Here is a 25,551-nt window from a genome sequence, read left to right on the forward strand (position 1 = left end):
CCGTATGCCTATCTCAAGGACGTGCTGACACGACTGCCGACGCAGCGGGCGAGTGAGATCGGCCAACTACTGCCGCATCAGTGGGTACCTGCCTGAATCACGCAAGGTGAGTTCGGCGGACGCTTACACCTATGCCAGATCTGGTGCAGATGTATGTGTCTATTAGGTATCCGGTTACAGGCCATGAAAATTGGGTGCTCTGCGCTTTTATCAGGCGTATCTTTGTTCGTTGCGATAATTCGGTGATTGGCATCAAAAAATACGCCCAATAGCTTCTAGGGTCGCTCTTTTTCTCACGCCACTACCAATGAGTATGTAAGTCGAATTTAGCGTCTTAAATATGAAGCCATCTTCGAATTTATGGAGGAAGCTTGTGCGCACGAAGTCACCGACATCCCATCGACGACTGCTATCGTAGATCACGGTATCTGCGTAGATAACTGCGGGCTTTCGATTTGTTCTGGTTAGCTCAGAGAGCTGGACTGGGGTGACTTCTAAATCAATCCACCGCCAGTTCGACACGATGCAGTATTCAGCATATGGGTAGCGTTCACGGACGATTTTTACAGCTTCATCCTGGCTGACCTTGGCTCCTGACATCGGCAGTCCAGCACTAAAGAGCAGAGCGGTTATTTCGTTTAACTTTTCCATCGATTAGCCTCCGTAATAGCGACGCGATGGAGATTCAGCGGCGTAGAGCACCACATCTGAACCCATTTGTACCTGGCTGGCCATGAGCTTGGAGGGGCCACCAAATTGATAGCAACCAAACCTTGTGTGGACGAGGTGAAATAGCTCGCCGCGCTTGGTTCGCTCCTCGATGAGCTTTAGGACATCCGCTACGGCAATACCTTTATTGTCGGGAAAGTCGCAGCTCACGACCGCTTGAAAGCTTCGGATGTACAGTCCTTCACCTGGTTCTTCTAGCGTTCGTTTGATGATCTCGGGGTCATTAGTAGCGATGGTATTTACAACGCCATCAGTTTCCTTGCTCGCAAGAGTGATACTCATCCAGCGCTCGCTACCTTTTTTGTTAAGGCACCAGAGGCCCGCGCTTTCGGACTTGAATTCAAAGTCTATATGTCCTGCCTGGGCAGCCATCGTGTTTCTCCGCTTCAAATATCTCTTCAGTTGCTATTTCGCCAGGTAGGCAGATCGGAATCATTTGCGCTTGGAGCTGAGGTTTAAGGCCCTGTAGGCCAGGGCTTTCGCTTGATGCCATCACGCCTGCTCCTATGCGGCGATGATTTCAAATGGAATTTATTGACGGGATTTGCTGATATGCTCATGCGACATTTAATTTATCGTAGGCGATAAAGAGGTGTCGCGTCAAAGCTGGTCTGATGCTCAATTTTTGGGCTCAAACAAAATGCGGTACGAAGCGGTGTTGGGGCAGGTGCTGCGTGACGTTAGGTTGCAGGCCGGTCTTACGCTCACGGATTGCAATGAGGCGCTGAGCGTTGCGAACCTGAGTCAGGTTGAAAACGGCCTGGCAGTCATAAAGATCGAGTCCTTGGTTGGCCTCTGTGAAGTGCTAGGCGTTGCTCCAAGCGACGTGTTTTTAATTGTCGAGGCGCGCCGTTCTGGTCTGAGCGTTGATGAACAGATCGCTGTAAGTGCTGCAAGGCTTGGAAGGCTGTTGGGTACAGGTCGCCTTGATGGGGTTGCACAGGATGACGTTGTGCGCGCTATAACGAGGCAGAAAAAGGACAGCACTCGTGCCACTGTGATGCGGATGCAGCGTGAGGGGCTGCACAAGGAGGAGGTTGCTCGCCGGCTAGGGGTGACACTTAGGACAGTCCAGCGGCACTGGCCTAAAGGTGCAGAGTAATGTCGTCTTCGGATCTGGTTTGTCTTGGCGCTGTCGCGGTTGAGGGAGCAGGTGGTATCGGGGCCGTAGTCAGCAGCTAACAATTGGCTGGTAAACCTGAAGGGATGTGCTTGGCGGTTGATAGCTGGGGATTTGGGGCTGATGGGCGGGTCGGTGAGCAAAATATTGAAAAAAGATCTTGCATAGTGTATGTGCATGTTCCATAATGCACACATAGATTCTTTCCGTGAAGGCATTCGATCTTCACGTAATGTGCAGCTGGGTGGGGTGGTAAATCCGTTCGGCGTGCCCTTCAACATCGCCAGCTATGCGCTGCTGACGCTGATGGTGGCGCAGGTCTGCGGCCTGCAGCCGGGCGAGTTCATTTGGACCGGCGGCGACTGCCACCTGTACGCCAACCATATCGAGCAGACCGACCTGCAGCTGACGCGCGCGCCGCTGCCGCTGCCGACGATGAAGCTCAACCCCGAGGTGAAGGACCTGCTGGCCTTCAAGTTCGAGGACTTCGAGCTGGTGGGCTACGAAGCCCATCCGCATATCAAGGCGCCGGTCGCGGTCTGAGGTTCTGCCCGAACAAAACCGCAGGCGGGGGCAATTTGCTACCCTTTTCCCTCAACGAGTGAAAAGGGAGTCCCCCGTGAGCCGAATCGCACTGGCCCTGCTGCTGGTTTGCAGTTGTTTGACCAGTCATGCCGAGACCTCGCCGCTGCGGGTCGGCATCACCGAAGTGCCGCCTTTCGTGATCAAGCATGAGGACGGCAGCTGGAGCGGCATCAGCATCGACTTGTGGAATGCCATCGCCGAGAAGAACGGCTATGCCTTCCAGTACGAGTCGATGCCCTTCGAGCGCCTGCTCGACAGCCTCGAGCAGAGCAAGGTCGACGTCGTGGTCGGGGCGATGACCATGACCCCCGAGCGCGAGGCGCGCTTCGACTTCACCCATCCGTTCTACTTCACCGGGCTCGCCATCGCGGTGCCGGCTACCGCCTCGGCGGGCTGGTGGACGACCTTCAAACGGCTGTTCTCCTGGCGTTTCATCAGTGTGGTACTGGGCCTGGCCGCGGTGCTGATGCTGGTCGGGGCCTTGATCTGGTTCTTCGAGCGACGGCGCAACCGCGAGCAGTTCCCTGAGGAGCCGGTGCGCGGCCTGGGTGATGGCTTCTGGTGGGCCGCGGTGACCATGACCACCGTTGGCTACGGCGACAAGTCGCCGGTGACGCTGGGCGGACGGCTGGTCGCGGTGGTGTGGATGTTCGCCGCACTGATCATGGTCTCGACCTTCACCGCAGCGATGACCACGGCCCTGACCGTGAGCAATCTGCAAGGCAGCATCCAGGGGCCGAAGGATCTGCAGGGCGCCAACGTTGCCAGCGTGCAGCACACGGCCAGCTCGCGCTGGCTGCAGGAGCAACGCATTCGCCAGAGCGACTACCCGAACCTGACCAAGGCCTTGCAGGCGGTGCAGCAGGGTGAGGCCGATGCCATCGTCTATGACAAGCCGATTCTGCAATACCGCAACCGCGAGCTGGTCGGCGCGCGCCTGCAGGTCCTGTCAGGCACTTTCGAGAACCAGAGCTACGGCTTTCTGGTGCGCAGTGGCAGCCCGCTGCGTGAGCCGATCAGCCGGGCGATCCTGAGCATCATGGATGATCCGCAATGGCCGCGAACGGTGAACGAATACCTGGGTGAGGCGCTCTGAGGCGTCGTTTGCGGATTGGCCTCCAGCGGGCGTCCGCCAGTCGTGCGCTTTCAGTCTGCCGAGAATGCTGGCGCCGGGTTTGCTGTCGATCATCGCCAGAGAGAGCTGAGCGGTCACGCGCATCGGCATGCACGCCGGCTATCGCTGCCGTAGACACTGGCGCAGAACAGCACGCATGGTCATGCCTGCTGTGCCTGGGCCAGCTCTGTCAGCAAGCGTTGCGCCTGCTCCTGGCGTTCGGCCTCTTCCAGGCGCGCGCCTGGGTTCAGTGACGACCATTGCGGGTGAGCGCGCGCCACGTTCAGTGGGGCGGGCAGTTTGCCCTGGCGCCACAGGGTTTCCTGCGGCGCGTTAAGGGTAATGGCGTCCATCGCCGCGTGGCCGCGCACGTCCAGCGCGGCCAGCAGTTGCTGCTGACGCAGGGCGAGCAGGCGCAGCACGGCGTCGTCGACGGTCAGCTCGCGCTGACCTTTCAATTTTCCCTTCAGCCTTTCCCCGTAATTGCGCAGGGTCTGCGCGCTGCCGCCGATCACCGCGCCCAGCGCGGCAGCGGCGCCGAGGGTGATGCCGCCTACCAGCAGATCGACACCGATGCCGGTGGCGGCGCCGGCGGCCATGCCACCGCCGACCTTGATGCCAAGTTGCTTGAGGGTTTCCGGGTTGAACAGGTCGTCGCCCCAGCGGCCATTGAGCAGCGGCAGATCGGCGGCCTTGGCATCGCTGCTGCGGAAAGCGTAAAGGCGCAGCAGGGCTTCGACACAGCGTTGTTCGCGCTGGCGAATCGCGTCGCGCAATTCGGCGATGGCGCCCTGTTCCAGCACGGTCTGGGCCGCGACGCTACGGCGGCAGGCGGCGCAGTCGATCAGCAACTCGGCGATCAAACGGTTGCCGGCCTGGCGCCGGGCCAGGCGCTGGGCTTCGTGATCCTCGATCAGGCGTTGCAGTTGCGGGCGTGAGCGCTCCAGCAGCAGGGCCAGGCTCTCATACAGGCGTCGCTCGCCGTCTGCAGGTGGCGCCACGCTATCGAAGGCCACCAGGGCGTGCAGGCCGAGGCGCGCCAGGGCTTCGCGCCATTCGGCTTGGCGATGGCTGGCGCTGGCGACGAAGTTGAGCACCGGCAGCAGCGGTCGGCCGCACATGTTGAGCACGGCAAGCTCGTCGCGGTACTTGGCCAGCACCGGCTCGCGGACGTCGATCACGTACAGCCCGGCGTCACAGGCCGTGAGCTGGCGCAGTACCTTGGCTTCCTGCTCGTAGCGCTGGCGTGCTTCGCTGCCTTCGAGAAAGCGTGCCAGGCGCGCCGGCCCGTCGAGGCGCTCGCCAGGGCGGTCGAGACGTTCCAGGTAGTCGAGCAGGGCGATGGCGTCTTCCAGGCCTGGGGTGTCGTACAGCTCCAGCAGCGCCTGGCCGTCCACCGACAGGCGCGCACCTTCGACGTGGCGGGTGGTGCTGGCACGCGGCGAAACTTCGCCGAAGTCGATGTCGCGGGTCAGGGTGCGCAGCAGCGAGGTCTTGCCGACGTTGGTGTGGCCGACCAGGGCCAGTTTCAGTGGTGGGCTCATGAGGCAGACCCCGACAGGGTGTTCCCGGATTGCATCCGGGCTACGGGCTGAAGCTCCCCTCTCCCGCTTGTGGGGGAGGGGTTGGGGGAGAGGGTAATAGAATCGTCAGTCATGCCCACTCTCCAGCCAGCTCAGCGGTGCCGTGTCGCCATGGGCCAGGCCGAGCTTGTCCAGCGCCTGGTGCCAGTCTGCCAGGCGTGCGCTGTCGAGGCTCTCGCTGGTGCTCGGTGGCAGCAGCCAGATGCGCGTGGCGCCGGCCGAGCGCGCCAGTTCGCCGAGCAGCGCCAGGGTGCCGCGGTCCGGTGAGCGGCGTGGGTCGCAGACGATGGCCAGGCGTTCAGGCGGGAAGCGTGTCAGTTGTTCGAGCAACAGGCGGCGTTGTTCGCGGCTGTCGATCACCCCGGCGTCGGCCACGCCTTTGGGCAGCGCTGCCGGAGGCCAGGTGCGTCGCCCGTCCAGTTCGATGCCGAGCAGCAGTGCGCCGCTGCCCGCTTGGGTGCTGGCGCCGCTTGGCGGTTGATGCAGCGTGGCGGGCGCCAGGTCGCAGATGCCCAGGCGTTCGCTGTCCGGCTGCAGGCGCTGGCGCAACAGGCCGTAGCCGGGCAGGTCGAGATCCAGATGCAGCGCCCCCTTGCCGGTTTGCCAGCGCCACAGGCACAGCAACGCCAGCAGCAGGCGCGGCAGCAGGCCGTAGACCAGTACCACGCCGACCAGCCAGCCAGCCCAGCTTTGCCGGGCCACCTCGCTGGCGATGGCGGCATCGCCACTGGCGCGGATCAGGTCGATGTCCGGCAGGCTGAAGCAGAGCAGCGCGGGCAGGGAGCCGATGGCCTGAGTCAGGGCGATGAAGGTGTCGCCGCCGAGAATGGTGGTTTCCCAGACGAAACCGTAGCGGCGGGTGGCGAGCAGCAGCAACAGGGTGATCAGTGCCGTGAGCATGGCCAGCGTCCACAGACCGTTGACCATCAGGCCCAGCCCCCAGCGCGTCAGGCGCTGGCGTTGCAGCATCAGCAGCAGCGCCGGTGCCAGTTGCGCAGCGCTGGCGTCGCGCGCCAGTTTTTCACTGAGCCACAGCCACAGGCGGCCGAGTGCGCCGGGGTGATCCCGGGTCAGCAGCAGGCCCAGCAGCCAGCCAAGCAGCATCAGCAGATTGAGCCCGAGCAGGCTGCCCAGGGCCCAGAACACATTGACCGGCTGGCGCCCGTCGCCCAGCGCTGCCAGGGCCAGGCCGAAACCGCTGGCCAGGGCCAGCAGCGCCAGTAGCAGGCCAGCCAGACGTGCGCCTTGCAACCAGTGCAGCAACTCCTGCCACTGACCGTCACGGCGGGCCAGGTGCAGGGCGCGATGCTGGATGCGTTCGGCCAGGTCGCCGTGTTCGCTGCGGGCCCGGCGATTGGCCTCGGCGTCTTCGAGCGGGCCGGCGTGTTCCTCGCGCAGGCGAATCGTCTCGCTGAGCCAGAGGCGTTGGAATGCGGTGGGGGAGGAGGCGTCTATCACGCGGCGTCTCGTCGTTCGGATCAGGGGTTGAGAATAACCCCTGATCCGCCCCGGTGCGAATCAGCGCTGCTGGCGCAGACGCACGGCGATATCCGGTTGATCGATGAACAGGCCGTCGATGCCGGTGGCTAGGAAGGCGCGCAGCTCGGCGTCGATGTCGCCGCGTGCGGTCGGATCGCTGCCATTGCGCAGGTCTGTAGGCAGGAAGGCGTTCTCGGCGCGGAAGGTATAGGGGTGTACCTTGAGCCTGGTGGCATGGGCGTCGCTCACCAGGCTGGTCGGCGTGGTCAGGTTGCCGGCTGCATCACGCGGGATGATCATGCCTTTCTCCGGACCGATGCCGCTGGCGTAGCGGGCGATGGCTTTCAGGCCCTTGGGCGTGATCATCTGCGCATAGCTGAGGTCGGTGCCGAGTGCCTGCTGGTCGTATGGCTGGCCGTCCGTCCACAGCAGCTGGATCAGGCGGATCGAGGTCATGCGGCTGAGGGTCTTGAGGTTCTCCACCTCGAAGGACTGGATGTACACCGGCGCCTTGGCGCTGGCGTAGCCGTTGCGCTTGAGCACGGCCAGCAGCGGTTTCTCCATGGCCAGGCCGAGTTGCTGAAAGTGGGTGGGGTGCTTGGTTTCCGGGTACAGGCCGATCACCCGTTGCTGGCTGAGCTGCAGGCTCTTCACCAGGTCGATGATTTCCTGCAGGGTCGGGATTTCGAACTGGCCGTCGAAGCGCGTATTGCCCGGACGGACCTGCGGGATTCGCTCGATGGCGCGCAGCGTCTTGAGCTCGGCCAGGGTGAAGTCCTCGCTGAACCAGCCTTCCAGGCTGACGCCGTCGACCGTCTGGGTGCGCTTGCGTGCCGCGAACTCGGGGCGCTGGGCGACGTCGGTGGTCAGGCCCAGTTCATTGTCATGGCGCGCCACCAGTTGCCCGTCGCGGGTCATCACCAGGTCCGGCTCGACATAATCGGCACCTTGCAGCACGGCCAGGGCGTAGGCGGCCAGGGTGTGTTCGGGCACGTAACCACTGGCGCCACGGTGCGCGATCACCAGCGGCTTGCGCGCAGCATGCGCGTGCTGTGGCTGTGTGCCGGGTTGGCGCTGGGCCCAGTCGACGGCGTTCTGCACGGTGTCGGCCTGCACCGGCAGTGCAGCGCTCAGCAATCCTGCGCACAGCAGTCCTGTGCGCAACAGGTTCGATATCATCGCGGCATCTCCTTGCTCGGGTGGGAGTGCAAAGCCTGGCGCATGGGCGATGACGATTCGGCGACAAACCGATGGCCGGTTGCCCGGGCTGTGAGCTGCTCGTCACTTGGTCGCTCTGCTATGCTCGCCGTTATGAACAAGACACTCCCCCTTTCCCTGATCGCCGCGCTCGCGCACAACCGCGTGATTGGCCGCGACAACCAACTGCCCTGGCACCTGCCGGCGGACCTCAAGCACTTCAAGGCACTGACCCTGGGCAAGCCGATCATCATGGGCCGCAAGACCTGGGATTCGCTCGGCCGGCCCTTGCCGGGGCGCCTCAACATCGTCGTCAGTCGCCAGCCGGGTCTGAGCCTGGAGGGTGCCGAGGTGTTCGCCACCCTGGACGCGGCCATCGAGCGCGCCGATGCCTGGGCGCGCGAAGAGGACGCCGAGGAGCTGATGCTGATCGGCGGCGCGCAGCTCTACGAGCTGGGCCTGGCGCAGGCCGATCGCCTGTACCTGACGCGTGTCGGTCTCGATCCCGAGGGCGATGCTTTCTTCCCCAAGGTCGAAGAGGCCACCTGGCGCATGACCTCCAGCGTCGAGCACCCCGCCAGCGCCGAAACACCCTTCTATGCCTTCGAAGTGTGGGAGCGCCGCGGCGCATAATCCTGCCGAGCGTTGCGGCCGTCTTTGCCGTCAGGTTGCCCTGCGCGGTGTGACGGCCATGGCCTTGCCACTGCCGTAACGGCTTTCGTGCATTCTGATGCAGGTTCTTTCATGACTGAGCAATCGCCCGTCGACGAGCGCCCGAGCGTCGTCGCTGCACTCTTCGTGCGTCATCCACTTTGGGAAGATGCGCTGGCTCTGCTGTTCGGCACCGCTCTGGTGGCGCTGGGTATCGCCTTCTACGCACACGCCGGCCTGATTACCGGCGGCACCGTTGGCATCGCCTTTCTGGCCAACTATCAGGCCGGCTGGTCGTTTGGTCTGGTGTTCGGCCTGGTCAACCTGCCGTTCTACTTGCTCGGTATCTGGCGCATGGGGTGGGGCTTCACCTTGCGCACGGGCTGCGCGGTGTTGCTGGTTTCGCTACTGTCCGAGCTGACGCCGCAATGGGTCGTCTTCGCCCATCTCAGCGCCCTGTATGCCGCGTTGTTCGGCGGCGCGGCGATGGGGCTGGGGTTACTCATGCTGTTTCGCCACCGTGCCAGCCTGGGCGGGGTGAACATTCTCGCGCTGTACATGCAGGAGCGCTTCGGTTTGCGGGCCGGCGCCGTGCAGATGGCCATCGACGCGAGCGTCGTGCTGGCGGCGATCTTCGTGATATCGCCAGACAAGGTGCTGCTCTCGGTGCTGGGGGCGGTGATGCTCAATCTGGTGCTGGCGATCAATCACCGGGCGGATCGCTACGTCGGCGTCAGTTGAATCTTTTGACGCATGAGGGGCTGCCTGGTTGCAGGCAGCCCCTCGTCGTTTTCGCGGACGCGAAACTCAGATCACTTCGGTGAACTGGATGATCTCCACCCAGTAGCCGTCCGGGTCCTTGATGAAGGCGATGTCGCGCATGCGGCCGTCGGTGAGGCGTTTCTGGAAGGTCACGCCGAGGTCTTCGAAGCGCTGGCAGGCGGCCTTGATGTCCGGCACCGCTACGCACAGGTGGCCGAAGCCGCGTGGGTCGCTGTTGCCGCTGTGGTAGGCAAATTCCGGGTCTTTCTCGGTGCCGTAGTTGTAGGTCAGTTCCAGCACGCCGGGGATGGACTTGCGCCACTGATGCCGGGCCGCTGGGTCAGCGGGAATCTGCGACTTGTCGTTGATCAGGGCAAGGAAGTACAGGCTGAACTCGGCGTCGTGGAAGTCCTTCTTCTCCAGCAGGGTGAAGCCCAGCACGCGGGTGTAGAAATCCAGCGACTTCTGCAGATCCTTCACGCGGATCATGGTGTGGTTGTAGACGAATTCTGCAGTGGCGACGTCGGGCTTGGCGGTCACGCCGGGCAGGGTGTTCAGTTCGTCGAGGGTCATGGGGTTCTCCATCAGGCGTGAAAAGTCTGTACTTGCCTAGATGGATTCGGTGGCAACGTTTTTCAAGTATGTGGGTAAGCCTTTGCCAGCCCTGACCAAGCAACGATGCAGGGGCGTATGTAGGAGCTGCTTCAGCCGCGATTGACGCGGAGACGCGAAGCATCGCGGCTGAAGCCGCTCCTACGGCGCATACGGTTGGCTTCAGATCTGCAGGGTGATCAGCTCGGCTCGCGCCTTGTCATCCTCGATATGCACGATGCCCAGGCCGATGGGCAGCTTGAAACGCCGTGGCCCGGCGCTGCCGGGGTTGAGGTAGAGCACACCGCCGCGCATCTCGTGCAGCGGCTTGTGCGAATGCCCGGCGATCACCACGTCGATGCCGAGTGCGGCCGGGTCGATATCCAGCTGCTTGAGGTCGTGCAGCACATGCAGGGTAACGCCGCCAAACGTCAGCGTCAGGCGCTCGGGGATGGCGTCGGCCCAGGCGTCCTGGTCGTTATTGCCACGCACCACCGACAGCGGCGCGATGCGCTGCAGTTCGGCGAGGATGTGCGGCCCGCCGATATCACCGGCATGGATCAGATGATCGACGCCCTGCAACGCCGCCAACGCTTCGGGGCGCAGCAGGTCGTGGGTGTCGGCGATCAGGCCGATGCGTATAGGCTGATAATCATTGGCACGCATTACATCCGCTCCGTGTAAATAAAGGCGGTAGAGCAGGGCTCTTTAGGTATTCATCCAGGCCATTTAGATCCAGCGCTAATGTACGTCAGGGCCAACTGACATCCAGCACGCGCACGAACACCTTTTTCTGCTCCTCCTCTGAAAGCTGGCTTTCCAATTGAGCTTTTAGCTCATTGGGTGTCGAGGGTTTTTGCTTCCTTATTGGCCTGCCTTTCAGCTTCTTGCTGTCGCCAAACCAAAGCACCAAATAGATCCCGTGGCCTGCAGACTTCGGTGCAGGTGCATATTGGGTAATGAGTTGATCGCGTAGAGCTGTCCATAGCTTTTCGTGATCGTCACGTTTTATCTCAATTGGCAGTGCCAATAGGTTGCGGTAGTCGAGAAGAAGATCGGCGCGCTTATCGCCTGCGTGGTCATATTCCGGAGCAATGCCAATGCCGTGAGCATCCAGCCGTGAGCGCAAGCGGGCCAGTAGGACATCGCGACATAGGTTCTCCCCACGGCGGCTGCGCGGCTGCCTAGTGGGGATATTCCAGAACATCCGATAGCCGTCGTCATTGCCGTGGCGTAGTTCATGGGCGATGTCGTCTAGATGGCACAAAGTCAAATGCATCAGATCGGCGACATTTGCCGGCGCCTGGTTGGCCAGCACATCGGCGACCGCTTCCAAACCTAGGAAGCGGAATTCAGCTTCCCTCTTGCGTGCTTGCTGCTGCTCCAATGTGCTCCGAATACGGTAGCGCTGAGACGCCAGAGCTGGGACAGCAAGCAGGCGCTGAAGCTCATTGCGGGCTTCTACTGTCGTTTGCGTACCCAACCAGTCGATCATTCCGCGCAGTTCGTCGCCCAGATCCATCGCTGCAGTGACGCCCCCTCGACCCCGCTCCATATCAGCGTGACGGATAAGTGTCTCGATCAAACGGCCCAGAATACGTTCGGGTTGGGAGGGGCGCAGGGCCTGTAGCTGAATACCTTGCATCAGCACTTCCACCGCTAGCTGTGTAGCTTTATCAGCCTTCCCTACTTCGCCGAGGCGTTGCCAGAACTCCTCTGATTCGTCAGCGCTGCCAGTCAGAACCTGTAGCGCTAGCCACAGAAGGCGCTGTTCAGCATTGAGTGGTGACTTCAGCTTCTGCAGTGTCAGCGCAGCGAGACATTCCGGAGCAAACAGCAGAGCTGCTTTCAGCAACTGACGAAGGTCGTGGAGCTGTTGGGCTGTCGCTGTTTCGGGAAATTGCTGCAACAGTTCTGGGATTGCTAGTTGGGCGACCTTTGCATAGGCAACGTCTCTGGCCAACAGGTGCGTGATGCCTGCAGAGGTATCGCCAACAGTGAAAGCACTAGTCGCATGCTGAACCATTACGCGGGAAAACAGTTCGGGCCGCTGCTGCGCGGTCTCTGCACACCAGATGCGAAGATCATCCAGTCCGAAGTGTGGTGTACAGAGATACATGGTGAGCAGTAGCTCAACCTGATCATCGGGTAATACGGCCCTCTGTTTGGGGCTATCTGTCCAGATCAGTCGCAGGCCAAGCAGGCACGGCAGGCTAATGTAATAACGCTTTCCGGCTTGCTTCAGAGCGATGATCTCTGCTGCAGAGGGCAGGTCCGAGCGCTGTAGGCATTTTCGGAAGCCAGACTCGGCTGCATACATGAGGACATCATCCAGATCGCTATAGCTGGAAAAACGGGCGCTGATAGTGTCCCCTCTAATATCCGAGAAGTGACCTAGCCAAAGCCTCGCAAGGTGTTCTAGCAGACCAGCCGAGGCTGTACCGGCGGCAATCGCGTCAAGCTCTGGAGTAATGTTTTGAGTGCGCCGGTGGCGTTGTTCAGCCTGTTGTTTTTTGTAGCTGCGAGAACGTGCCGCATCTTTAAGGCGCCAGCTTTCCCGTTCAAGATCACAGGTCATCCAGTTTTTTAACCAGCGCGCTCGCTCTGGGCAATCCTGCGCCCACGCTTCAAGAGCCTCCAGAGATAGCCCTTCTGCACCACGTTGTTGTATTAGTGCAGCCGCCGCGTACTGAGCATGGATTTTGGCCGCCGGTTCCTCTGACATGTCTGCCTGTTGGAGATGCCAAAGTCCTATGTCTGCCGGTGGCACGGCGTCATGCAAGTGGAGGTAGGGGATATGCCAGCTATCGCTTGCAATAGCTTGGACGCATTGCGTAAGCACGGCTTTGTATTTCTCGGGATGCTGTTCTAGCCAGTTCTGGATCTGTAATCGAGAGTCTTGCTCCCGGCTGAAATAGCCATGTTGATTAGCTCCAACACCCAGCCAGTTGAACAGTTGCTCACCCGTGGCGCGCTCACCGAGTTCCTTGAGGGTACGGGCAAGCAATCGATCGACCGAACGGGAAAGCATCCCCTCGGTTCTATCCTCGTCAAAGAGGTCGCTCTTTGCACGGAGCCCATCCAATAATGCTGGTAGCTGATCCGTTGGTGTGCGCTCCGATAGTCCATGCTCCAAGAACATCCGGTAGCCTCCAATCAGATGTGTGTTCTTGGGTGGATGAAGGCAATCAAGCAGGTCTTCCGCCATCAAATAATCCGGATACATCCGATCTAGCAGTTGGCTCAGAAGATCGTCATCTTCGTCTTCAATATAGCCACTGCATATTTGTGACAACAGGGATTTGCTTTCAGCTGGATGGGCCATTTTCAGCCAGATACTGAGCGCGCTATTACGGAGTCGTGGCCAGAGCGAAGCGTCTTTGATCATCGCGAGCAGCGGCGCTGCCAAGGTGGCATCGGCATGCCCGTATTCGAGAATATCCAGCACACAGTCCATATGTGACTGGGTTGGTTCATCGCGCTCGGGAGCCAGCAGAATGCGTTGAAAGTCCTCAAGCAACGACTCGTCTGCCAAGGCCCGGAACCCAGACATGTCTTGCCAAAGGTGCCAGCGATATCCAGGGAACCTCTCCGCTTGCTGGCGCAGGGCCTGCAGCAGGTAGCGTTTGTCTGCGGTGCTGAATGGGCCGACATCGCCATACAGCACGATGCCAAGAGGATCTGCTTCTATTAGGCGCCTGCGTATTGATGTGCTTTGTTGCGCGAGCCATGCGAGTAGTCCCCGCAAGTCGGCGACTACTCCCCCGTCGAAGCCGAGTAAAAGATTAAGTAGCCTTCCATGGGGAAGACTCTCCCGATCCAGCTTGTCCGCCAGCCATCTTGCTGCCAGATATTCGGCGATGCTGCGGTGGTGGGGGATTAGATGATCGACGTTGCCAGGTGCGGGGGTGAATAAAGCGGACTGTAGTGCTCTTCTGGCTGCAGCAGGAATCTCTGGTTTGAACTGGTTGAGTTCTGGGTAGTTATTGTCGCTGGAGTCCGAGTCGCTGGAAATGCCAGCCTTGCTCGATAGCAGCTGCACAGCGAACAACTGCCCTGCCGCTTTCAGCAAGGTTTCGTTATCGACCGCTTTGGCTTCACTGGTTTGCCGGTGGCGAACATTGTTTTCTTCCGCGAGTTTCTCGCAGGCGAGTCGATAGACCTCGCTGCGGCTTTCCGGCCATTTTTTACCGCTGACGGCCCTGGCCATTAGACCGAGCATTTGTGGGTTGCTCAGTAGTGCGGCAATACCGTGCCGCTCGGCTTGTTCGATAAAAGCTTTGGGGTCGATAACGTTGTAATTGCTGTGCAGTATTTGCTGGATGTCCTCGCCGCTCAGCGGACATAGCTGCAATACCGTCAACAGGCCATCGGGGCTGGCGCCTTGCAGATCAGCGATGTCTGCCGAGCCATACCAGTCAGCTGCGCGGCAGGAGAGTCGGAAAGCAGGTTTGCCGAGCCGAAGTAATTGTTGGCGGATGCGTAGAGGTAGGCTGTTAGCTCCTGCGGAGCGGGCCTCATCCAGTGCGTCGATGAACAGTTTTTTCTCGCGCCACTCCTCTAGCGGCGGTGTCGTGTTGATAAGTTCGTTCACCGTGACATATACGCCATCGACCTCCAGAGCAGCCTGCTTTAGGGCTTCACTTTTGCCTGCCCCGGGCTCGCCCAGCAGAACCCATGCAGGCGTCATGCGAAAGTTGTCGAGTGGTAACTCTTCTGGCCTGTGTTCTTCGTCCTGCGTTTCGGCAACTTTCAGTACTCGCCTGGCTACCAGCATCGTCCTTATCTCTCAAAGCCTGCATGCCCAGCAGAATACAGGGCTGATCAGTGGCGCAGAAAGCAAAGCGCCCCGCTATTGCGGGGCGCTTTTAACACTACTGAACTGGCTTAGCCGTCCAGCATCGCCTTGTCACGTACCGCGCCCTTGTCGGCGCTGGTGGCGAGCAGGGCGTAGGCCTTCAGGGCGGTGGTCACCTTGCGCGTGCGTGGCGCGGCAGGTTTCCAGCCTTTCTTGTCCTGTTCGGCGCGGCGGGTGGCCAGCTCTTCATCACTGACCAGCAGGTTGATGCTGCGGTTGGGGATGTCGATGAGGATCTTGTCACCGTCGTTGACCAGACCGATAGCACCACCGGAAGCCGCTTCCGGCGAGGCGTGGCCGATGGACAGGCCGCTGGTGCCGCCGGAGAAACGGCCGTCGGTGAGCAGGGCGCAGGCCTTGCCCAGGCCCTTGGACTTCAGATACGAGGTCGGATAGAGCATTTCCTGCATGCCCGGGCCGCCTTTCGGGCCTTCGTAGCGGATGATGACGATGTCGCCGGCTTTCACCTCATCGTTGAGGATGCCCTTGACCGCGCTGTCCTGGCTCTCGAAGACCTTGGCGTTGCCTTCGAAGACGTGGATGGACTCATCGACACCGGCGGTCTTCACCACGCAGCCGTCGAGGGCGATGTTGCCGTACAGCACGGCCAGGCCGCCTTCCTGCGAGTAGGCGTGCTCGACGCTGCGGATGCAGCCTTCGGCGCGGTCGTCGTCGAGGCTGTCCCAGCGGGTCGACTGGCTGAACGCAGTCTGGGTCGGGATGCCGGCAGGGCCTGCCTTGAAGAAGTGGTGCACCGCCTCGTCCTGGGTCTGGGTGATGTCCCATTGGGCGATGGCGTCACTCATGCTCGGGCTGTGCACGGTGGGCACGTCGGTGTGCAGCAGGCCGCCACGGGCCAGTTCGCCGAGGATGGAGAAGATGCCGCCAGCGCGGTGCACGTCTTCCATGTGGTACTTCTGGATGTTCGGCGCCACCTTGCACAGCTGCGGCACCTTGCGCGACAGGCGATCGATGTCGCGCAGGTCGAAGTCGATCTCGGCTTCCTGAGCGGCGGCCAGCAGGTGCAGGATGGTGTTGGTCGAACCGCCCATGGCGATGTCGAGCATCATGGCGTTCTCGAACGCCTTGAAGCTGGCGACGTTGCGCGGCAGTACCGACTCGTCGCCTTCGCCGTAGTAGCGTTGGCACAGCTCGACGGCCAGGCGGCCGGCGCGCAGGAACAGCTGCTCGCGGTCGCTGTGGGTAGCCAGGGTGGAGCCGTTGCCCGGCAGGGACAGGCCCAGGGCTTCGGTCAGGCAGTTCATCGAGTTGGCGGTGAACATGCCGGAGCAGCTGCCGCAGGTCGGGCAGGCGCTGCGCTCGTACTCGGCGACCTTCTCGTCGGACGCGGTCGAGTCGGCGGCGATGACCATGGCGTCGACCAGGTCCAGGCCGTGGCTGGCCAGCTTGGTCTTGCCGGCTTCCATCGGGCCGCCGGAGACGAATACCACCGGGACGTTCAGGCGCAGGGCAGCCATCAGCATGCCGGGGGTGATCTTGTCGCAGTTGCTGATGCAGACGATGGCGTCGGCGCAGTGGGCGTTGACCATGTACTCCACGGAGTCAGCGATAATCTCGCGGCTCGGCAGCGAATAGAGCATGCCGTCATGGCCCATGGCGATGCCGTCGTCGACGGCGATGGTGTTGAATTCCTTGGCCACGCCGCCGGCTTTCTCGATCTCGCGGGCAACCAGCTGGCCGAGGTCCTTCAGGTGCACGTGGCCGGGCACGAACTGGGTGAAAGAGTTGGCGATGGCGATGATCGGTTTCTTGAAGTCTTCGTCCTTCATCCCGGTGGCGCGCCACAGGGCACGGGCGCCGGCCATGTTGCGGCCGTGGGTGGAGGTTTTCGAGCGGTAATCGGGCATGACGGTTTCCTGCGGCTAATTCGGTTGAGTGTGCGGTGAGCAACGTCGGGGCGGCTGATCGCTGCCAGAGGAGGGCTGCAAGACGAGTCGGGATCACCACTCGTGCGCCAGGGCTCACGGGCCCGCCGGGGATGCCAGGCGAGGAATCGGCTGATTCTACGCCCGGCAGGGCAAGAGGGGAAAGACCGCTAGCCGGAAGGCGCTAGCTGGGCTGCACTACGGTGCCGGGGCGGAGGCCGTCGTCGATCTTGTGGGTCAGGCGCTGGATGGCTTGCACCATTCGCTGCGCGCCACCCTGAATGCTCTGGATGGCTCGCCCAGCCTCATTCGCCAGCACAACTCCCTGGTCCACCTTTTCGCAGCTCTGACGCATGCTGGATACGGCTTCCTGGGCCAGTTCGTGATTGCGCCTCACCACCTCAATGATTTCCTCGGTGGCCTGAGCGGTGCGGGAGGCAAGGTTGCGCACTTCATCTGCGACAACCGCAAAGCCTCGGCCTTGCTCGCCTGCGCGAGCGGCTTCGATGGCGGCGTTAAGGGCCAGAAGATTGGTCTGCTCGGCGATGCCGCGAATGGACTGAACGATACTGTTGATCAGCTCTGACTGCTGGCTGACTGCGCTCAAACGCTCGGCTGCATGGGTCAGCCCTCCGGCGATACCCTGCACCATATCCACGGTGCGCGTGACCACCTCGGCGCCCCCTTGGGCTTCAGCGTCGGTTTGCAACGCGGTTTCAAAGGCCAGGTGAGTCGCTGCGGATTCCGCCTGCTGCTCCAATACCTTGGCGGTGATGTCGGATGCGAACTTGACGATCTTGTAGAGACGCCCGCGAGTGTCGAATACCGGGTTGTAGCTGGCCTCGAGCCATATCACCTTGCCTTCCCGGTTGCGCCGCTGGAAGCGGCCGCTGCAGTATTCGCCGCGATTGAGTTGCTGCCAGAACTGCTGGTAGCCCGAGCCGGTCGTTTCTTCCGGGGCGCAGAACAGGCGGTGATGACGGCCTATCACGTCCTGCGGCCGGTAGCCCATCACACTGAGGAAGTTGTCATTAGCGGCGAGCACCTCGCCGCTTGGATTGAACTCGATGACGGCCGTCGAGCGGTTCAGGGCCGTCATGATCGCGTCTTCTTCATGCTGCTGAACAACGCTCTGGGTAATGTCGGTTGCCAGCTTGATCACCTTGGTGACTGCGCCTGTGGCGTCATGCACAGGGTTATACGAGGCTTCTAGCCAGACGTCTCGCCCCTGTTTGTCGAGGCGCAGAAAACGCTCTCGGATGAACTCACCGCGCGCCAAGCGCGCCCAGAACTGCCGGTACTCGTTGCTTTCTGCTTGCTGCCTTTGGCAGAACATGCGGTGGTGTTGCCCCACGATTTCATCGAGACGGTAACCCATGGTGTGCAGGAAGTTTTCGTTCGCGCCGAGAATCGTTCCGTCGGGTTGGAACTCGATGATGGCCTGTGAACGATTTAGGGCGTCCTGCAGTGCCAGGGCTTGGGCCAGCGCTTCATTGCAGCGCGCCAGTTCTTGTTTCAGAGCGGTATTGAAGAAGTTCATTTTGTGGAGCTCCGGTTCTCCCTCAGATCAGGCTACGTGGCATGAACGAGGGCAAAGATGTTCCTGTTTGGCGATGCTCCCTGGTCTCTGGTTCGCATGGTCAATGCTGTTCTCCCCTTAGGATGTAGGCGGGTATCTGCTCCAGCGGGATTTCCCGGCTGACCGCGTCAATTTTCTTGGCCTCTTTGGGCATGCCGTAGACCACGCAACTGGCCTCGTCCTGGCCGAGGGTGAAGGCGCCTGCCTCGTGCATTTCGCGCAGGCCGCGGGCGCCGTCGTCGCCCATGCCGGTCATGATGATGCCGGTGGCGTTGGCACCGGCGGCACGGGCAGTGGAGCGGAACAGCACGTCCACCGAGGGTTTGTGACGGCTCACGGGGGGGCCGTCGACCACTTCAACCATGTACTGCGCGCCACTGCGCTTGAGCAGCATGTGGCGACCACCGGGCGCGATCAGGGCGCGACCGGGGATGACCCGGTCGCCGTGCTTGGCTTCGCGCACTTCGATCTGGCACAAGCCGTTGAGGCGTTCGGCGAAGGCTGCGGTGAACTTTTCCGGCATGTGCTGGACGATGACGATGCCCGGGCACACGCGCGGCAGCGCGGTGAGTACGTACTCCAGAGCCTGGGTGCCGCCGGTGGAGGTGCCGATGGCGACGACTCGCTCGGTGGTGCGGGACATGGCCCCGACACTGCTGGCCGGCAGGATGGCGTCGGCATTGAGTTTGGGCGCCACTGCCACGGGGGCTGGCGTCTGGCGCCTGAGACGGGCCTGGGACGCGGCCCGAATCGCGCCTGCCAGCTCTTCGGTGGCCTCCAGCAGAAACTGGCGCAGACCGACCTGCGGCTTGGTGACGATGGCCACGGCACCGGCGGCCATGGCCTCCATGGTGGTGGCGGCGCCTTTTTCCGTCAGGGTCGAGCAGATCACCACCGGGGTCGGATGCTCGGCCATCAGCTTCTTCAGGAAGGAAATGCCGTCCATGCGTGGCATCTCCACGTCCAGCACGATCACATCGGGCCATTCGCGCTGCATCTTGTCCAGGGCGAACAAGGGGTCGGCAGCGGTGCCGATCACCTCGATGCCGGCGTGTTCGGCGAGACTGGCATTCAACACCTGGCGAACGACAGCGGAGTCGTCGACGATCATCACCTTGATGTTCTTCATGATGGTTGCGCCTCGTAGCGGCGTGTAGCGATCTGCTGTTGGGAGGGGCAGCGCAGGGTGACGTGGCCGCTCCAGATGTCGAAAATCAGGTTACGGTAGCCATCGCCACCGGCATGTGTGGCATGGCACTGCAGTCCATGGGCGGCGAGCAGTTCCAGGCCAGCGCTGACATTAGCGTGGCCGATGTTACGTTTGACCTGTGCGCCGAACATGTTGCCGCCGCCGAACAGGCTGATGCGATAGTCGCTGGAGCGTGTGCCACTGGCCTTGATCTCGCAGAGCAGCATATGCAGGGCCTCATCGGCGTAGCGCCCATCGAGCTGTTTCCCGGGGTGGCGTCGACTGGGCAGCATGTAGTGGCACATGCCGCCGAGCAGCTCGTTCTGGTGCCAGAGCACCAGCGATACGCACGAGCCCAGCAGGGTACGGATGCGCGTATGGCGGTCGCCGAAGTACAGATCCCCCGGTTGCAGGAAGACCTCGATGACGCCATCGGGCTTATGCATGGGGCTTCCGGTAGATCGAAGGGCGCAACGCCTGCAGTTCGTCGCTGATGCCGTTGAGACTTTCCGAGTGGCTGACGAAGAAGTAACCGCCAGGACGAAGGCGCGCGCACAAGCGCTGTACGACCTGGCGCTTGGTCGGCTGGTCGAAGTAGATCATCACGTTGCGCAGGAAGATCACGTCGAACACGCCAACCTCGGGTAGTGCATTGTTGAGGTTGATCTGGCGAAAGCTGATGCGGCGCTTGAGCGCCGGCTCCAGGGTGAACATGCCGGCGTGCTGGCCGGTGCCTTGCAGGCAATGGCGGTGCAGCACCTCACGCGGAATACCGGTGGCACCCTCCAGGGGGTAGATACCGGCGCGGGCCTTGTCGAGGATGCGCGTACTGATATCCGAGGCGAGGATTTCCCAGGGGCGAGTGCCCAGGCTGTCGGCCAGCAGCAGGGCCAGGGTGTAAGGCTCCTCGCCGCTGGAGCAGGCTGCGCTCCAGATGCGTAGAGGCTGGCTGCCGCTGCGCAGTTCGTCCTGCAGGCGCTGCTGGAGAAACTCGAAGTGCTTCGGTTCGCGGAAGAAATAGGTCTCGTTGGTGGTCAACAGGTCGACGGCGGTCTGCAGCTCGTCCTTGTCCTTCATGAGCAACTGGAAGTAGTCGCCGAAGCTGCTCAGGTCGTAGTGGCGCAGGCGCTTGCTCAGCCGTCCTGCGACCAGCTGGCGCTTGGCGTCGCTCATGGCGATGCCGGCGATCTCGTAAATCATGTCGCGAAACTGCTGGAACTCGCGATTGCTCAGGCTGGCGGCATTCATTACGGACTCCCGGGCTCAGGCCTGTTCAGGCAGTTGGTTGGCGGCCAGTCGGCGCAGGTCGTCGAGCGACAGCACACGACCGATATCGAGCAATACCACCAGGCGTGTGTCGAGCTTGCCCATGCCGATGAGGAAGTCGGTCGGAATATGGCTACCGAGGCTGGGCGGCGGTTCGATGTCCTGGACCGGGATTTCCAGCACGGCGTTCACGGCCTCGACGACGATGCCGATAACCTGCTGCAGACCATCACGCTGGACTTCCAGGATGACGATGCACGAGCGGCGTCCGATCTGCGTCGCGTCCTGACCGAAGCGCTGGCGCAGATCCATGATCGGTACCACGCCGCCGCGCAGGTTGATGACGCCGAGGATGCTCGGGGGCATCAGCGGCACCGGGGTCAGCCGACCATACTCGATGATCTCGCGGACATCGCGCGTGCCAACGGCGAAAATTTCGTCGCCGAGGCTGAACGTCAGGTATTGCTGGCTGGTGTCCGTGGCGGTGGCCGGGTTGAAGCTGGACATGAGTCGCTCCTGGGGCACTGTGTGGTGCCCGGCTGCGAATGTGGGCTGTGGTCAGTGCTGGAAGCGTATGAAGCCGGCGTACGCCGAATCCTGCGCGAACGAGTTGCTGCTGGCTTCGCTCGTTTCTCGGGGGCGGCTGGCCTGTTGGCTGCGCTCTGGACTCTTGCTGCCAGCGCTGTTTTGGATCTTGAAGAAATCCATCAACTGCTGCAGTTGTTCGGCCTGGCCACTCATTTCTTCGGCGGTGGCTGCCAGTTCCTCGGAGGCAGAGGCTGATTGCTGGGTGATCTCGCTGAGCTGATTCATGGCGGTGTTGATCTGCCCGACCCCGGCACTCTGTTCTTCGGAGGCTGCGGAAATTTCCTGTACCAGATCCGATGTCTTGGCGATCGAGGGCAGCATCTGGTCGAGCAAGTCGCCCGCGCGTTCGGCCAGCGATACGCTGTTCTTGGCTACCTCACTGATTTCCTGAGCGGCGATCTGGCTGCGTTCGGCCAGCTTGCGAACTTCGGCGGCCACCACGGCGAAGCCCTTGCCGTGTTCGCCAGCGCGGGCGGCCTCAATGGCGGCGTTGAGCGCCAGCAGGTTGGTCTGGTAGGCGATGTCGTCGACGATGCCGATCTTGTCGGCAATGGTCTTCATCGCCGATACGGTGTCCTTGACCGCCTGGCCGCCCTCGTCAGCCTCACGTGCGGCCTTGCTGGCCATGCCGTCGGTGACCTTGGCGTTCTCGGTGTTCTGCGCGATGGAGGCGGACATCTGTTCCATCGAGGCACTGGTTTCCTCCACCGAGGCGGCTTGCTCCGAAGCGCCCTGGCTCATGCTCTGCGCGGTCGCGGAGATCTGCTCGGAGGCTGAGGTCAAGGCGTTGGCATTGCTGCGCACCTCGCCGATGATCTGCGCCAGTTTTTCTACCATCACCTTGATCGCGGCGAGCATGCTGGTGGTGTCGCCGGCCTTGGTATTGACGCTGGCGGTGAGGTCGCCGGCGGCGATGCGCGCCACCATTTCGGCCGCGTAGGCCGGCTCGCCTCCGAGCTGGCGCAGCAGATTGCGGGTAATGAACAGACCGATCAGCGCAACCAGCAACAGGGTGATAGCGGACACGATGATGGAGGACAGTGTGGCGGTGTGCAGCTGCTCGCTGGCATCCAGGGTGGCCTGGTCACCTAGTTTCTCGTTGAATTCCACGTGAGCTTCGAAGGCGCGGGTCAGTTCGTTGATGGCCGCCGAGTTGTCGAGAATCATCTTTGCCGCCGCTTCGGTCTGGTTGTCGGCGGACAGCTTGATGACCGCGCCCTGCACCTCCCGAAAGCGCGCCAGCGCCGCCAGCACTTTGTCCAACAGTTGCTGATCCTCTTCATTGGACAGCAGCTTGCGATAGGCCTCGGTAGCATCTTGCAGGCTCTGCTCGGTCTTGCGGATGTCCTCTTCGATCAGGCGCATATTGGCGTCATCGGTGGTCAGGATGTGCTTGTACATCTGCCGGATCAGGTCCTTGGCATTGCTTTCCATGCCACGCAGGGCCAGCAGGCTGGGTACCGTGTTGTCATTGCCGTAGTTGGCCGAGGTAAACACCGACTTGAGCTGGTACTGGCCGACACTTGCCAGCACGATGATGCCGAGCAGAGCCGAGAGAACCAGAAGGATCATTTTCTTGCTGATGGTCATTTATTTGCTCCTGCGCGCTCGCGCGCATCGCATGGTAGGTACGAGGTGTCGCTGGGTTGGCCTGCCATGGCGGCGATCTGCGCGACCGACAACACTTGCTCCATGCGTAACAGGGTGAGGAAGTGCTCGTCGATGCGAGCCATGTCCTCGATGAATTCGCCGCGAATGCGGCTGCCGAACGCGGGGGCCTGGCGGATGGCCCCTGGTTCAACTTCCACCACCGCGTTGACCGCATCGACCAGGGCGCCCATCAAATGGGTCTCCTCCTCGTCGAGAATTTCCACGATGACGATGCAGGTGCGCGCGCCGAGGGCAGTACGACCATGGCCGAAGCGTTCGGCCAGGTCGATGATCGGCACCACGGCGCCGCGCAGGTTGATCACGCCGCGCACCAGACTGGGCATCATCGGCACCATCGTGATCTGGTCGAACTCGAGGATCTCGCGCACGTAACGGGTGGCGACGCCATACAGGTCCTGGCCGACGCGGAAAGTCAGGTACTGGCGTTGTTGCTCTTCGTTGATCAGCAGGGTGAGATCGGTGGTCATGGTTCAGCTCCCGAAGCGGGCGAATCCGCCGTTTTGTTCGCCGGATGCACTTGGCGCTACCGATATGGCCGCATGCTGGGGGCGTGAGATATTGAGCAGGTTGTCGCGGTTGGCCAGGCGAAAGAACTGCACCAGGTTTTGCAGGTTGATCGATTGGCTGGTCATTTCCTCGGCTGTGGCCGCCAGTTCTTCCGAGGCCGCCGCGTTCTGCTGGGTGATGTCGCTGAGTTCGCCCATGGTGCTGCTGATCTGGTTCACCCCTATGCTCTGCTCTTCCGAGGCGGCGGAGATTTCCTGTACCAGATCGGAGGTCTTGGTGATCGAGGGCACCATCTGGTCGAGCAGGTTGCCGGCACGCTCGGCCAGCGACACGCTGTTCTTGGCCACTTCGCTGATTTCCTGGGCTGCGACCTGGCTGCGTTCTGCCAGCTTGCGTACTTCGGCGGCGACCACGGCGAAGCCCTTGCCGTGCTCGCCGGCACGAGCGGCTTCGATGGCGGCGTTGAGGGCCAGCAGGTTGGTCTGGTAGGCGATGTCGTCGACGATGCCGATCTTGTCGGCGATGGTCTTCATCGCGGCCACGGTGTCCTTGACCGCCTGGCCACCCTCGTCAGCCTCACGTGCGGCTTTGCCGGCCATGCCGTCGGTGACTTTGGCGTTCTCGGTGTTCTGTGCGATCGAGGCGGACATCTGCTCCATCGCCGCGCTGGTTTCTTCGACCGAGGCGGCCTGGCTGGAGGCTGCCTGGCTGAGGCTCTGCGCGGTGGCGGAGATTTCCTCGGCGGCGCTGCTGAGCGTGCAGGTGGACTGTTGCACCTGGCCGATCACGTCCGCCAGTTTGCGTACGGTGGCATTGAGCGATTGCTGCAGTTCCTCGAGATTTCCTTTGTAGTTTCCGTTCATGGAGCGAGTCAGGTCGCCTTCGGCTAGCGCCTTGATCACGGCCATGGCTTCGTTGACCGGGGTGATGATGGCTTCCAGTGTTTCATTGAAGCCATTGACGATATTGCGGTAGTAGCCTTTGTGTCGGTTGGCATCGGCACGTACGTCGAGCTTGCCATGCATCGCCGATTGGCTGAGCAGGCTGGTGTCCTCGATCAGTGCGACCATGTTGGCGCGCAACTGCTCGATGGTCTGGTTGATGAACACCTTCTTGCCAGGGAAGGTTTCCAGATGAGCTTCGAGGTTGCCGGCACCGAGCTCCTGCACGCAAGCGATGGCTTTCTTCTTCACGGCGATGTGGCCGGCGACCATGGCGTTGATGCCGTGGGCGATCTCGGCGTAGCTACCGGAAAAGCGTGCTGCGTCGATGACCACATCGATATCGCCCTTGTCGTGCTCTTCGGCCATGTGGCGCATCTCGTCCATCAGCCCGGCGATGTTGCGGCGCAGGGTTTCGATGTTGTCGTTGATGAAGGCCTTCTTGCCGGGGAACTGCTCCAGCGAAGCGTTAAGGTCACCTTCGCCGATGGCCTTGACGCAGGCCATGGCTTTCTTCTTCACGGCGATGTGACCGGCGACCATGGTGTTGATGCCGTGGGCGATCTCGGCGTAGCTGCCAGAAAAGCGCGAGGCGTCGATGACCACATCGATATCGCCCTTGTCGTGCTCTTCGGACATGTGGCGCATCTCGTCCATCAACCCGGTGATATTGCGGCGCAGGGTTTCGATGTTGTCGTTGATGAAGGCTTTCTTGCCGGGGAACTGTTCCAGTGGCGCCTTCAGGTCGCCTTCGGCGATAGCCTTGACGCATGCCATGGCTTTCTTCTTCACATCGACATGGCTGGCCACCAGGGCGTTGATGTCTTCGGCCACCGCGCCGTAGATGCCGGGGCGGTGGGTGTCCAGCGTCGCGTCGATATCGCCCTGGGCGTGTTCATCGCTGACGCGGCGCAGGCTCTGGGTCAGCCCGTCGAGTTGCCCGCCGATTTGTTGCAGATGATCGCGTAGCGAGCTGGCGGCTGCGGGAAGCGCAGGCTGATGGCTGACTTCACCGCGCGTCAGTTGCTCGGCGAAGTCGAGCAGGGCCTGGGGTTCAGCGCCCAGTGGCTGCAACGTGCGTCGCAGCAGCAGGCCCTGCACGATAACGGCGATGGCCGCCAGGAGCGCGATGGGCATGGCCGCGCTGGCGGCCAGATTGGATGCGAGAACCAGCAGTGCGAGGGTGGCCGTCGCGATCAGCGTCGTTATGCGAAGGGTGATGTTCATTGCACGGTACTCCTCCGTTGAGTGAATG

21 protein-coding genes and 4 pseudogenes are annotated in these 25,551 nt (G+C 61.7%); 6 read left to right on the top strand and 19 right to left on the bottom strand.

The features are described 5' to 3' along the window. Positions 1-96: transposase domain-containing protein (locus ACN8M7_RS22095; protein WP_143485438.1), on the top strand; the 96-nt coding region annotated here is incomplete at its 5' end. 156 nt (positions 97-252) lie between these two features. Here the strand turns inward: ACN8M7_RS22095 and ACN8M7_RS22100 are convergent. Together ACN8M7_RS22100 and ACN8M7_RS22105 are read right to left on the bottom strand one after the other, a co-directional pair. Next, on the bottom strand, positions 253-651 hold the full coding sequence (locus ACN8M7_RS22100) for a DUF6957 family protein (RefSeq protein WP_075750416.1): 399 nt from the start codon (positions 649-651) through the stop codon (positions 253-255). Between the two features lie 3 nt (positions 652-654). Continuing rightward, on the bottom strand, positions 655-1,101 hold the full coding sequence (locus ACN8M7_RS22105) for a hypothetical protein (RefSeq protein WP_075750414.1): 447 nt from the start codon (positions 1,099-1,101) through the stop codon (positions 655-657). Between the two features lie 220 nt (positions 1,102-1,321). On the opposite strand from ACN8M7_RS22105, the gene ACN8M7_RS22110 reads away from it, so the two are divergent. The 3 genes and pseudogenes from ACN8M7_RS22110 (at position 1,322) to ACN8M7_RS22120 (ending at position 3,530) form a co-directional block, all read left to right on the top strand. Next, positions 1,322-1,831, top strand: coding sequence for a helix-turn-helix domain-containing protein (locus ACN8M7_RS22110; protein ID WP_156886321.1), 510 nt, complete (start codon positions 1,322-1,324; stop codon positions 1,829-1,831). A gap of 282 nt (positions 1,832-2,113) precedes the next feature. Then, positions 2,114-2,392 (top strand): annotated as a pseudogene (gene thyA, locus ACN8M7_RS22115) (thymidylate synthase); the annotation flags it as partial. A 76-nt stretch (positions 2,393-2,468) separates the two neighbouring features. Beyond that, entirely contained in the window at positions 2,469-3,530 is a 1,062-nt protein-coding gene (locus tag ACN8M7_RS22120) for a transporter substrate-binding domain-containing protein (protein WP_490262175.1), read from the top strand. A gap of 179 nt (positions 3,531-3,709) precedes the next feature. Here the strand turns inward: ACN8M7_RS22120 and ACN8M7_RS22125 are convergent, their stop codons facing one another. From ACN8M7_RS22125 to ACN8M7_RS22135, 3 genes are all read right to left on the bottom strand, one after another. Beyond that, on the bottom strand, positions 3,710-5,092 hold the full coding sequence (locus ACN8M7_RS22125; RefSeq protein ID WP_490262176.1) for a GTPase/DUF3482 domain-containing protein: 1,383 nt from the start codon (positions 5,090-5,092) through the stop codon (positions 3,710-3,712). Between the two features lie 105 nt (positions 5,093-5,197). Then, positions 5,198-6,589, bottom strand: a complete 1,392-nt coding sequence (locus ACN8M7_RS22130) for a DUF2868 domain-containing protein (protein ID WP_490262177.1) — start codon at positions 6,587-6,589, stop codon at positions 5,198-5,200. A 60-nt stretch (positions 6,590-6,649) separates the two neighbouring features. Then, positions 6,650-7,789, bottom strand: coding sequence for a glycerophosphodiester phosphodiesterase (locus ACN8M7_RS22135; protein ID WP_490262178.1), 1,140 nt, complete (start codon positions 7,787-7,789; stop codon positions 6,650-6,652). Between the two features lie 120 nt (positions 7,790-7,909). Here ACN8M7_RS22135 and ACN8M7_RS22140 point away from each other — a divergent pair, with 120 nt between their 5' ends. Both ACN8M7_RS22140 and ACN8M7_RS22145 read left to right on the top strand, forming a co-directional pair. Beyond that, positions 7,910-8,440: a dihydrofolate reductase gene (locus tag ACN8M7_RS22140; protein WP_490262179.1), complete on the top strand. Its 531-nt coding sequence runs from the start codon at positions 7,910-7,912 to the stop codon at positions 8,438-8,440. Positions 8,441-8,551: 111 nt separating this feature from the next. Continuing rightward, complete coding sequence (locus ACN8M7_RS22145) at positions 8,552-9,199, top strand: YitT family protein (RefSeq protein ID WP_490262180.1); 648 nt, start codon at positions 8,552-8,554, stop codon at positions 9,197-9,199. A gap of 66 nt (positions 9,200-9,265) precedes the next feature. Here ACN8M7_RS22145 and gloA read toward each other — a convergent pair whose 3' ends face one another. The 14 genes and pseudogenes from gloA to ACN8M7_RS22215 form a co-directional block, all read right to left on the bottom strand. Then, on the bottom strand, positions 9,266-9,793 hold the full coding sequence (gene gloA / locus ACN8M7_RS22150; RefSeq protein WP_490262181.1) for a lactoylglutathione lyase: 528 nt from the start codon (positions 9,791-9,793) through the stop codon (positions 9,266-9,268). A gap of 201 nt (positions 9,794-9,994) precedes the next feature. Beyond that, positions 9,995-10,477, bottom strand: a complete 483-nt coding sequence (locus tag ACN8M7_RS22155; protein ID WP_490262182.1) for a metallophosphoesterase family protein — start codon at positions 10,475-10,477, stop codon at positions 9,995-9,997. A gap of 85 nt (positions 10,478-10,562) precedes the next feature. Then, positions 10,563-14,588 carry an NACHT domain-containing antiphage protein EruA gene (gene eruA, locus ACN8M7_RS22160; RefSeq protein ID WP_490262183.1) on the bottom strand — a complete coding sequence of 1,342 codons (4,026 nt, stop codon included), beginning with the start codon at positions 14,586-14,588 and terminating at the stop codon, positions 10,563-10,565. Positions 14,589-14,698: 110 nt separating this feature from the next. Next, on the bottom strand, positions 14,699-16,537 hold the full coding sequence (gene ilvD, locus ACN8M7_RS22165; protein ID WP_490262184.1) for a dihydroxy-acid dehydratase: 1,839 nt from the start codon (positions 16,535-16,537) through the stop codon (positions 14,699-14,701). A 202-nt stretch (positions 16,538-16,739) separates the two neighbouring features. Further along, entirely contained in the window at positions 16,740-17,207 is a 468-nt protein-coding gene (locus tag ACN8M7_RS22170; RefSeq protein ID WP_231740163.1) for a methyl-accepting chemotaxis protein, read from the bottom strand. A gap of 108 nt (positions 17,208-17,315) precedes the next feature. Continuing rightward, positions 17,316-18,095, bottom strand: a pseudogene (locus tag ACN8M7_RS22175) (PAS domain-containing protein); the annotation flags it as partial. A 100-nt stretch (positions 18,096-18,195) separates the two neighbouring features. After that, positions 18,196-19,263, bottom strand: coding sequence for a protein-glutamate methylesterase/protein-glutamine glutaminase (locus tag ACN8M7_RS22180; RefSeq protein ID WP_490262185.1), 1,068 nt, complete (start codon positions 19,261-19,263; stop codon positions 18,196-18,198). After that, positions 19,260-19,769, bottom strand: coding sequence for a chemotaxis protein CheD (locus tag ACN8M7_RS22185; protein WP_061240156.1), 510 nt, complete (start codon positions 19,767-19,769; stop codon positions 19,260-19,262). Before ACN8M7_RS22185 ends, ACN8M7_RS22180 begins: the two co-directional genes overlap by 4 nt. Continuing rightward, positions 19,762-20,571 carry a CheR family methyltransferase gene (locus ACN8M7_RS22190; protein WP_061240157.1) on the bottom strand — a complete coding sequence of 270 codons (810 nt, stop codon included), beginning with the start codon at positions 20,569-20,571 and terminating at the stop codon, positions 19,762-19,764. Before ACN8M7_RS22190 ends, ACN8M7_RS22185 begins: the two co-directional genes overlap by 8 nt. 15 nt (positions 20,572-20,586) lie before the next feature. Beyond that, positions 20,587-21,096: a chemotaxis protein CheW gene (locus ACN8M7_RS22195; protein ID WP_061240158.1), complete on the bottom strand. Its 510-nt coding sequence runs from the start codon at positions 21,094-21,096 to the stop codon at positions 20,587-20,589. 51 nt (positions 21,097-21,147) lie between these two features. Next, positions 21,148-22,767 carry a methyl-accepting chemotaxis protein gene (locus ACN8M7_RS22200; RefSeq protein WP_490262186.1) on the bottom strand — a complete coding sequence of 540 codons (1,620 nt, stop codon included), beginning with the start codon at positions 22,765-22,767 and terminating at the stop codon, positions 21,148-21,150. Next, positions 22,764-23,315 (bottom strand): chemotaxis protein CheW, encoded by a 552-nt coding sequence (locus tag ACN8M7_RS22205; RefSeq protein WP_061240159.1) that lies wholly within the window; start codon positions 23,313-23,315, stop codon positions 22,764-22,766. Before ACN8M7_RS22205 ends, ACN8M7_RS22200 begins: the two co-directional genes overlap by 4 nt. 3 nt (positions 23,316-23,318) lie before the next feature. Then, positions 23,319-24,116 (bottom strand): annotated as a pseudogene (locus ACN8M7_RS22210) (methyl-accepting chemotaxis protein); the annotation flags it as partial. Positions 24,117-24,161: 45 nt separating this feature from the next. Then, positions 24,162-25,523, bottom strand: a pseudogene (locus tag ACN8M7_RS22215) (HAMP domain-containing protein); the annotation flags it as partial. Positions 25,524-25,551 lie beyond the last annotated feature (28 nt).

The sequence above is a fragment of the Pseudomonas spartinae genome, assembly GCF_965197125.1.
GTDB classification, from domain to species: domain Bacteria; phylum Pseudomonadota; class Gammaproteobacteria; order Pseudomonadales; family Pseudomonadaceae; genus Aquipseudomonas; species Aquipseudomonas composti_A.

What these genes read in the sequence shown, in the direction of transcription:
- gloA (WP_490262181.1), bottom strand. Translation starts at nt 9,793, where the DNA reads ATGACCCTCGACGAACTGAACACCCTGCCCGGCGTGACCGCCAAGCCC.
- ACN8M7_RS22135 (WP_490262178.1), bottom strand. Translation starts at nt 7,789, where the DNA reads ATGATATCGAACCTGTTGCGCACAGGACTGCTGTGCGCAGGATTGCTG.
- ACN8M7_RS22105 (WP_075750414.1), bottom strand. Translation starts at nt 1,101, where the DNA reads ATGGCTGCCCAGGCAGGACATATAGACTTTGAATTCAAGTCCGAAAGC.
- ACN8M7_RS22125 (WP_490262176.1), bottom strand. Translation starts at nt 5,092, where the DNA reads ATGAGCCCACCACTGAAACTGGCCCTGGTCGGCCACACCAACGTCGGC.
- ilvD (WP_490262184.1), bottom strand. Translation starts at nt 16,537, where the DNA reads ATGCCCGATTACCGCTCGAAAACCTCCACCCACGGCCGCAACATGGCC.
- ACN8M7_RS22140 (WP_490262179.1), top strand. Translation starts at nt 7,910, where the DNA reads ATGCTCGCCGTTATGAACAAGACACTCCCCCTTTCCCTGATCGCCGCG.
- eruA (WP_490262183.1), bottom strand. Translation starts at nt 14,588, where the DNA reads ATGCTGGTAGCCAGGCGAGTACTGAAAGTTGCCGAAACGCAGGACGAA.
- ACN8M7_RS22100 (WP_075750416.1), bottom strand. Translation starts at nt 651, where the DNA reads ATGGAAAAGTTAAACGAAATAACCGCTCTGCTCTTTAGTGCTGGACTG.
- ACN8M7_RS22155 (WP_490262182.1), bottom strand. Translation starts at nt 10,477, where the DNA reads ATGCGTGCCAATGATTATCAGCCTATACGCATCGGCCTGATCGCCGAC.
- ACN8M7_RS22205 (WP_061240159.1), bottom strand. Translation starts at nt 23,315, where the DNA reads ATGACCACCGATCTCACCCTGCTGATCAACGAAGAGCAACAACGCCAG.
- ACN8M7_RS22185 (WP_061240156.1), bottom strand. Translation starts at nt 19,769, where the DNA reads ATGCATAAGCCCGATGGCGTCATCGAGGTCTTCCTGCAACCGGGGGAT.
- ACN8M7_RS22200 (WP_490262186.1), bottom strand. Translation starts at nt 22,767, where the DNA reads ATGACCATCAGCAAGAAAATGATCCTTCTGGTTCTCTCGGCTCTGCTC.
- ACN8M7_RS22190 (WP_061240157.1), bottom strand. Translation starts at nt 20,571, where the DNA reads ATGAATGCCGCCAGCCTGAGCAATCGCGAGTTCCAGCAGTTTCGCGAC.
- ACN8M7_RS22170 (WP_231740163.1), bottom strand. Translation starts at nt 17,207, where the DNA reads ATGGTGCAGGGTATCGCCGGAGGGCTGACCCATGCAGCCGAGCGTTTG.
- ACN8M7_RS22195 (WP_061240158.1), bottom strand. Translation starts at nt 21,096, where the DNA reads ATGTCCAGCTTCAACCCGGCCACCGCCACGGACACCAGCCAGCAATAC.
- ACN8M7_RS22145 (WP_490262180.1), top strand. Translation starts at nt 8,552, where the DNA reads ATGACTGAGCAATCGCCCGTCGACGAGCGCCCGAGCGTCGTCGCTGCA.
- ACN8M7_RS22180 (WP_490262185.1), bottom strand. Translation starts at nt 19,263, where the DNA reads ATGAAGAACATCAAGGTGATGATCGTCGACGACTCCGCTGTCGTTCGC.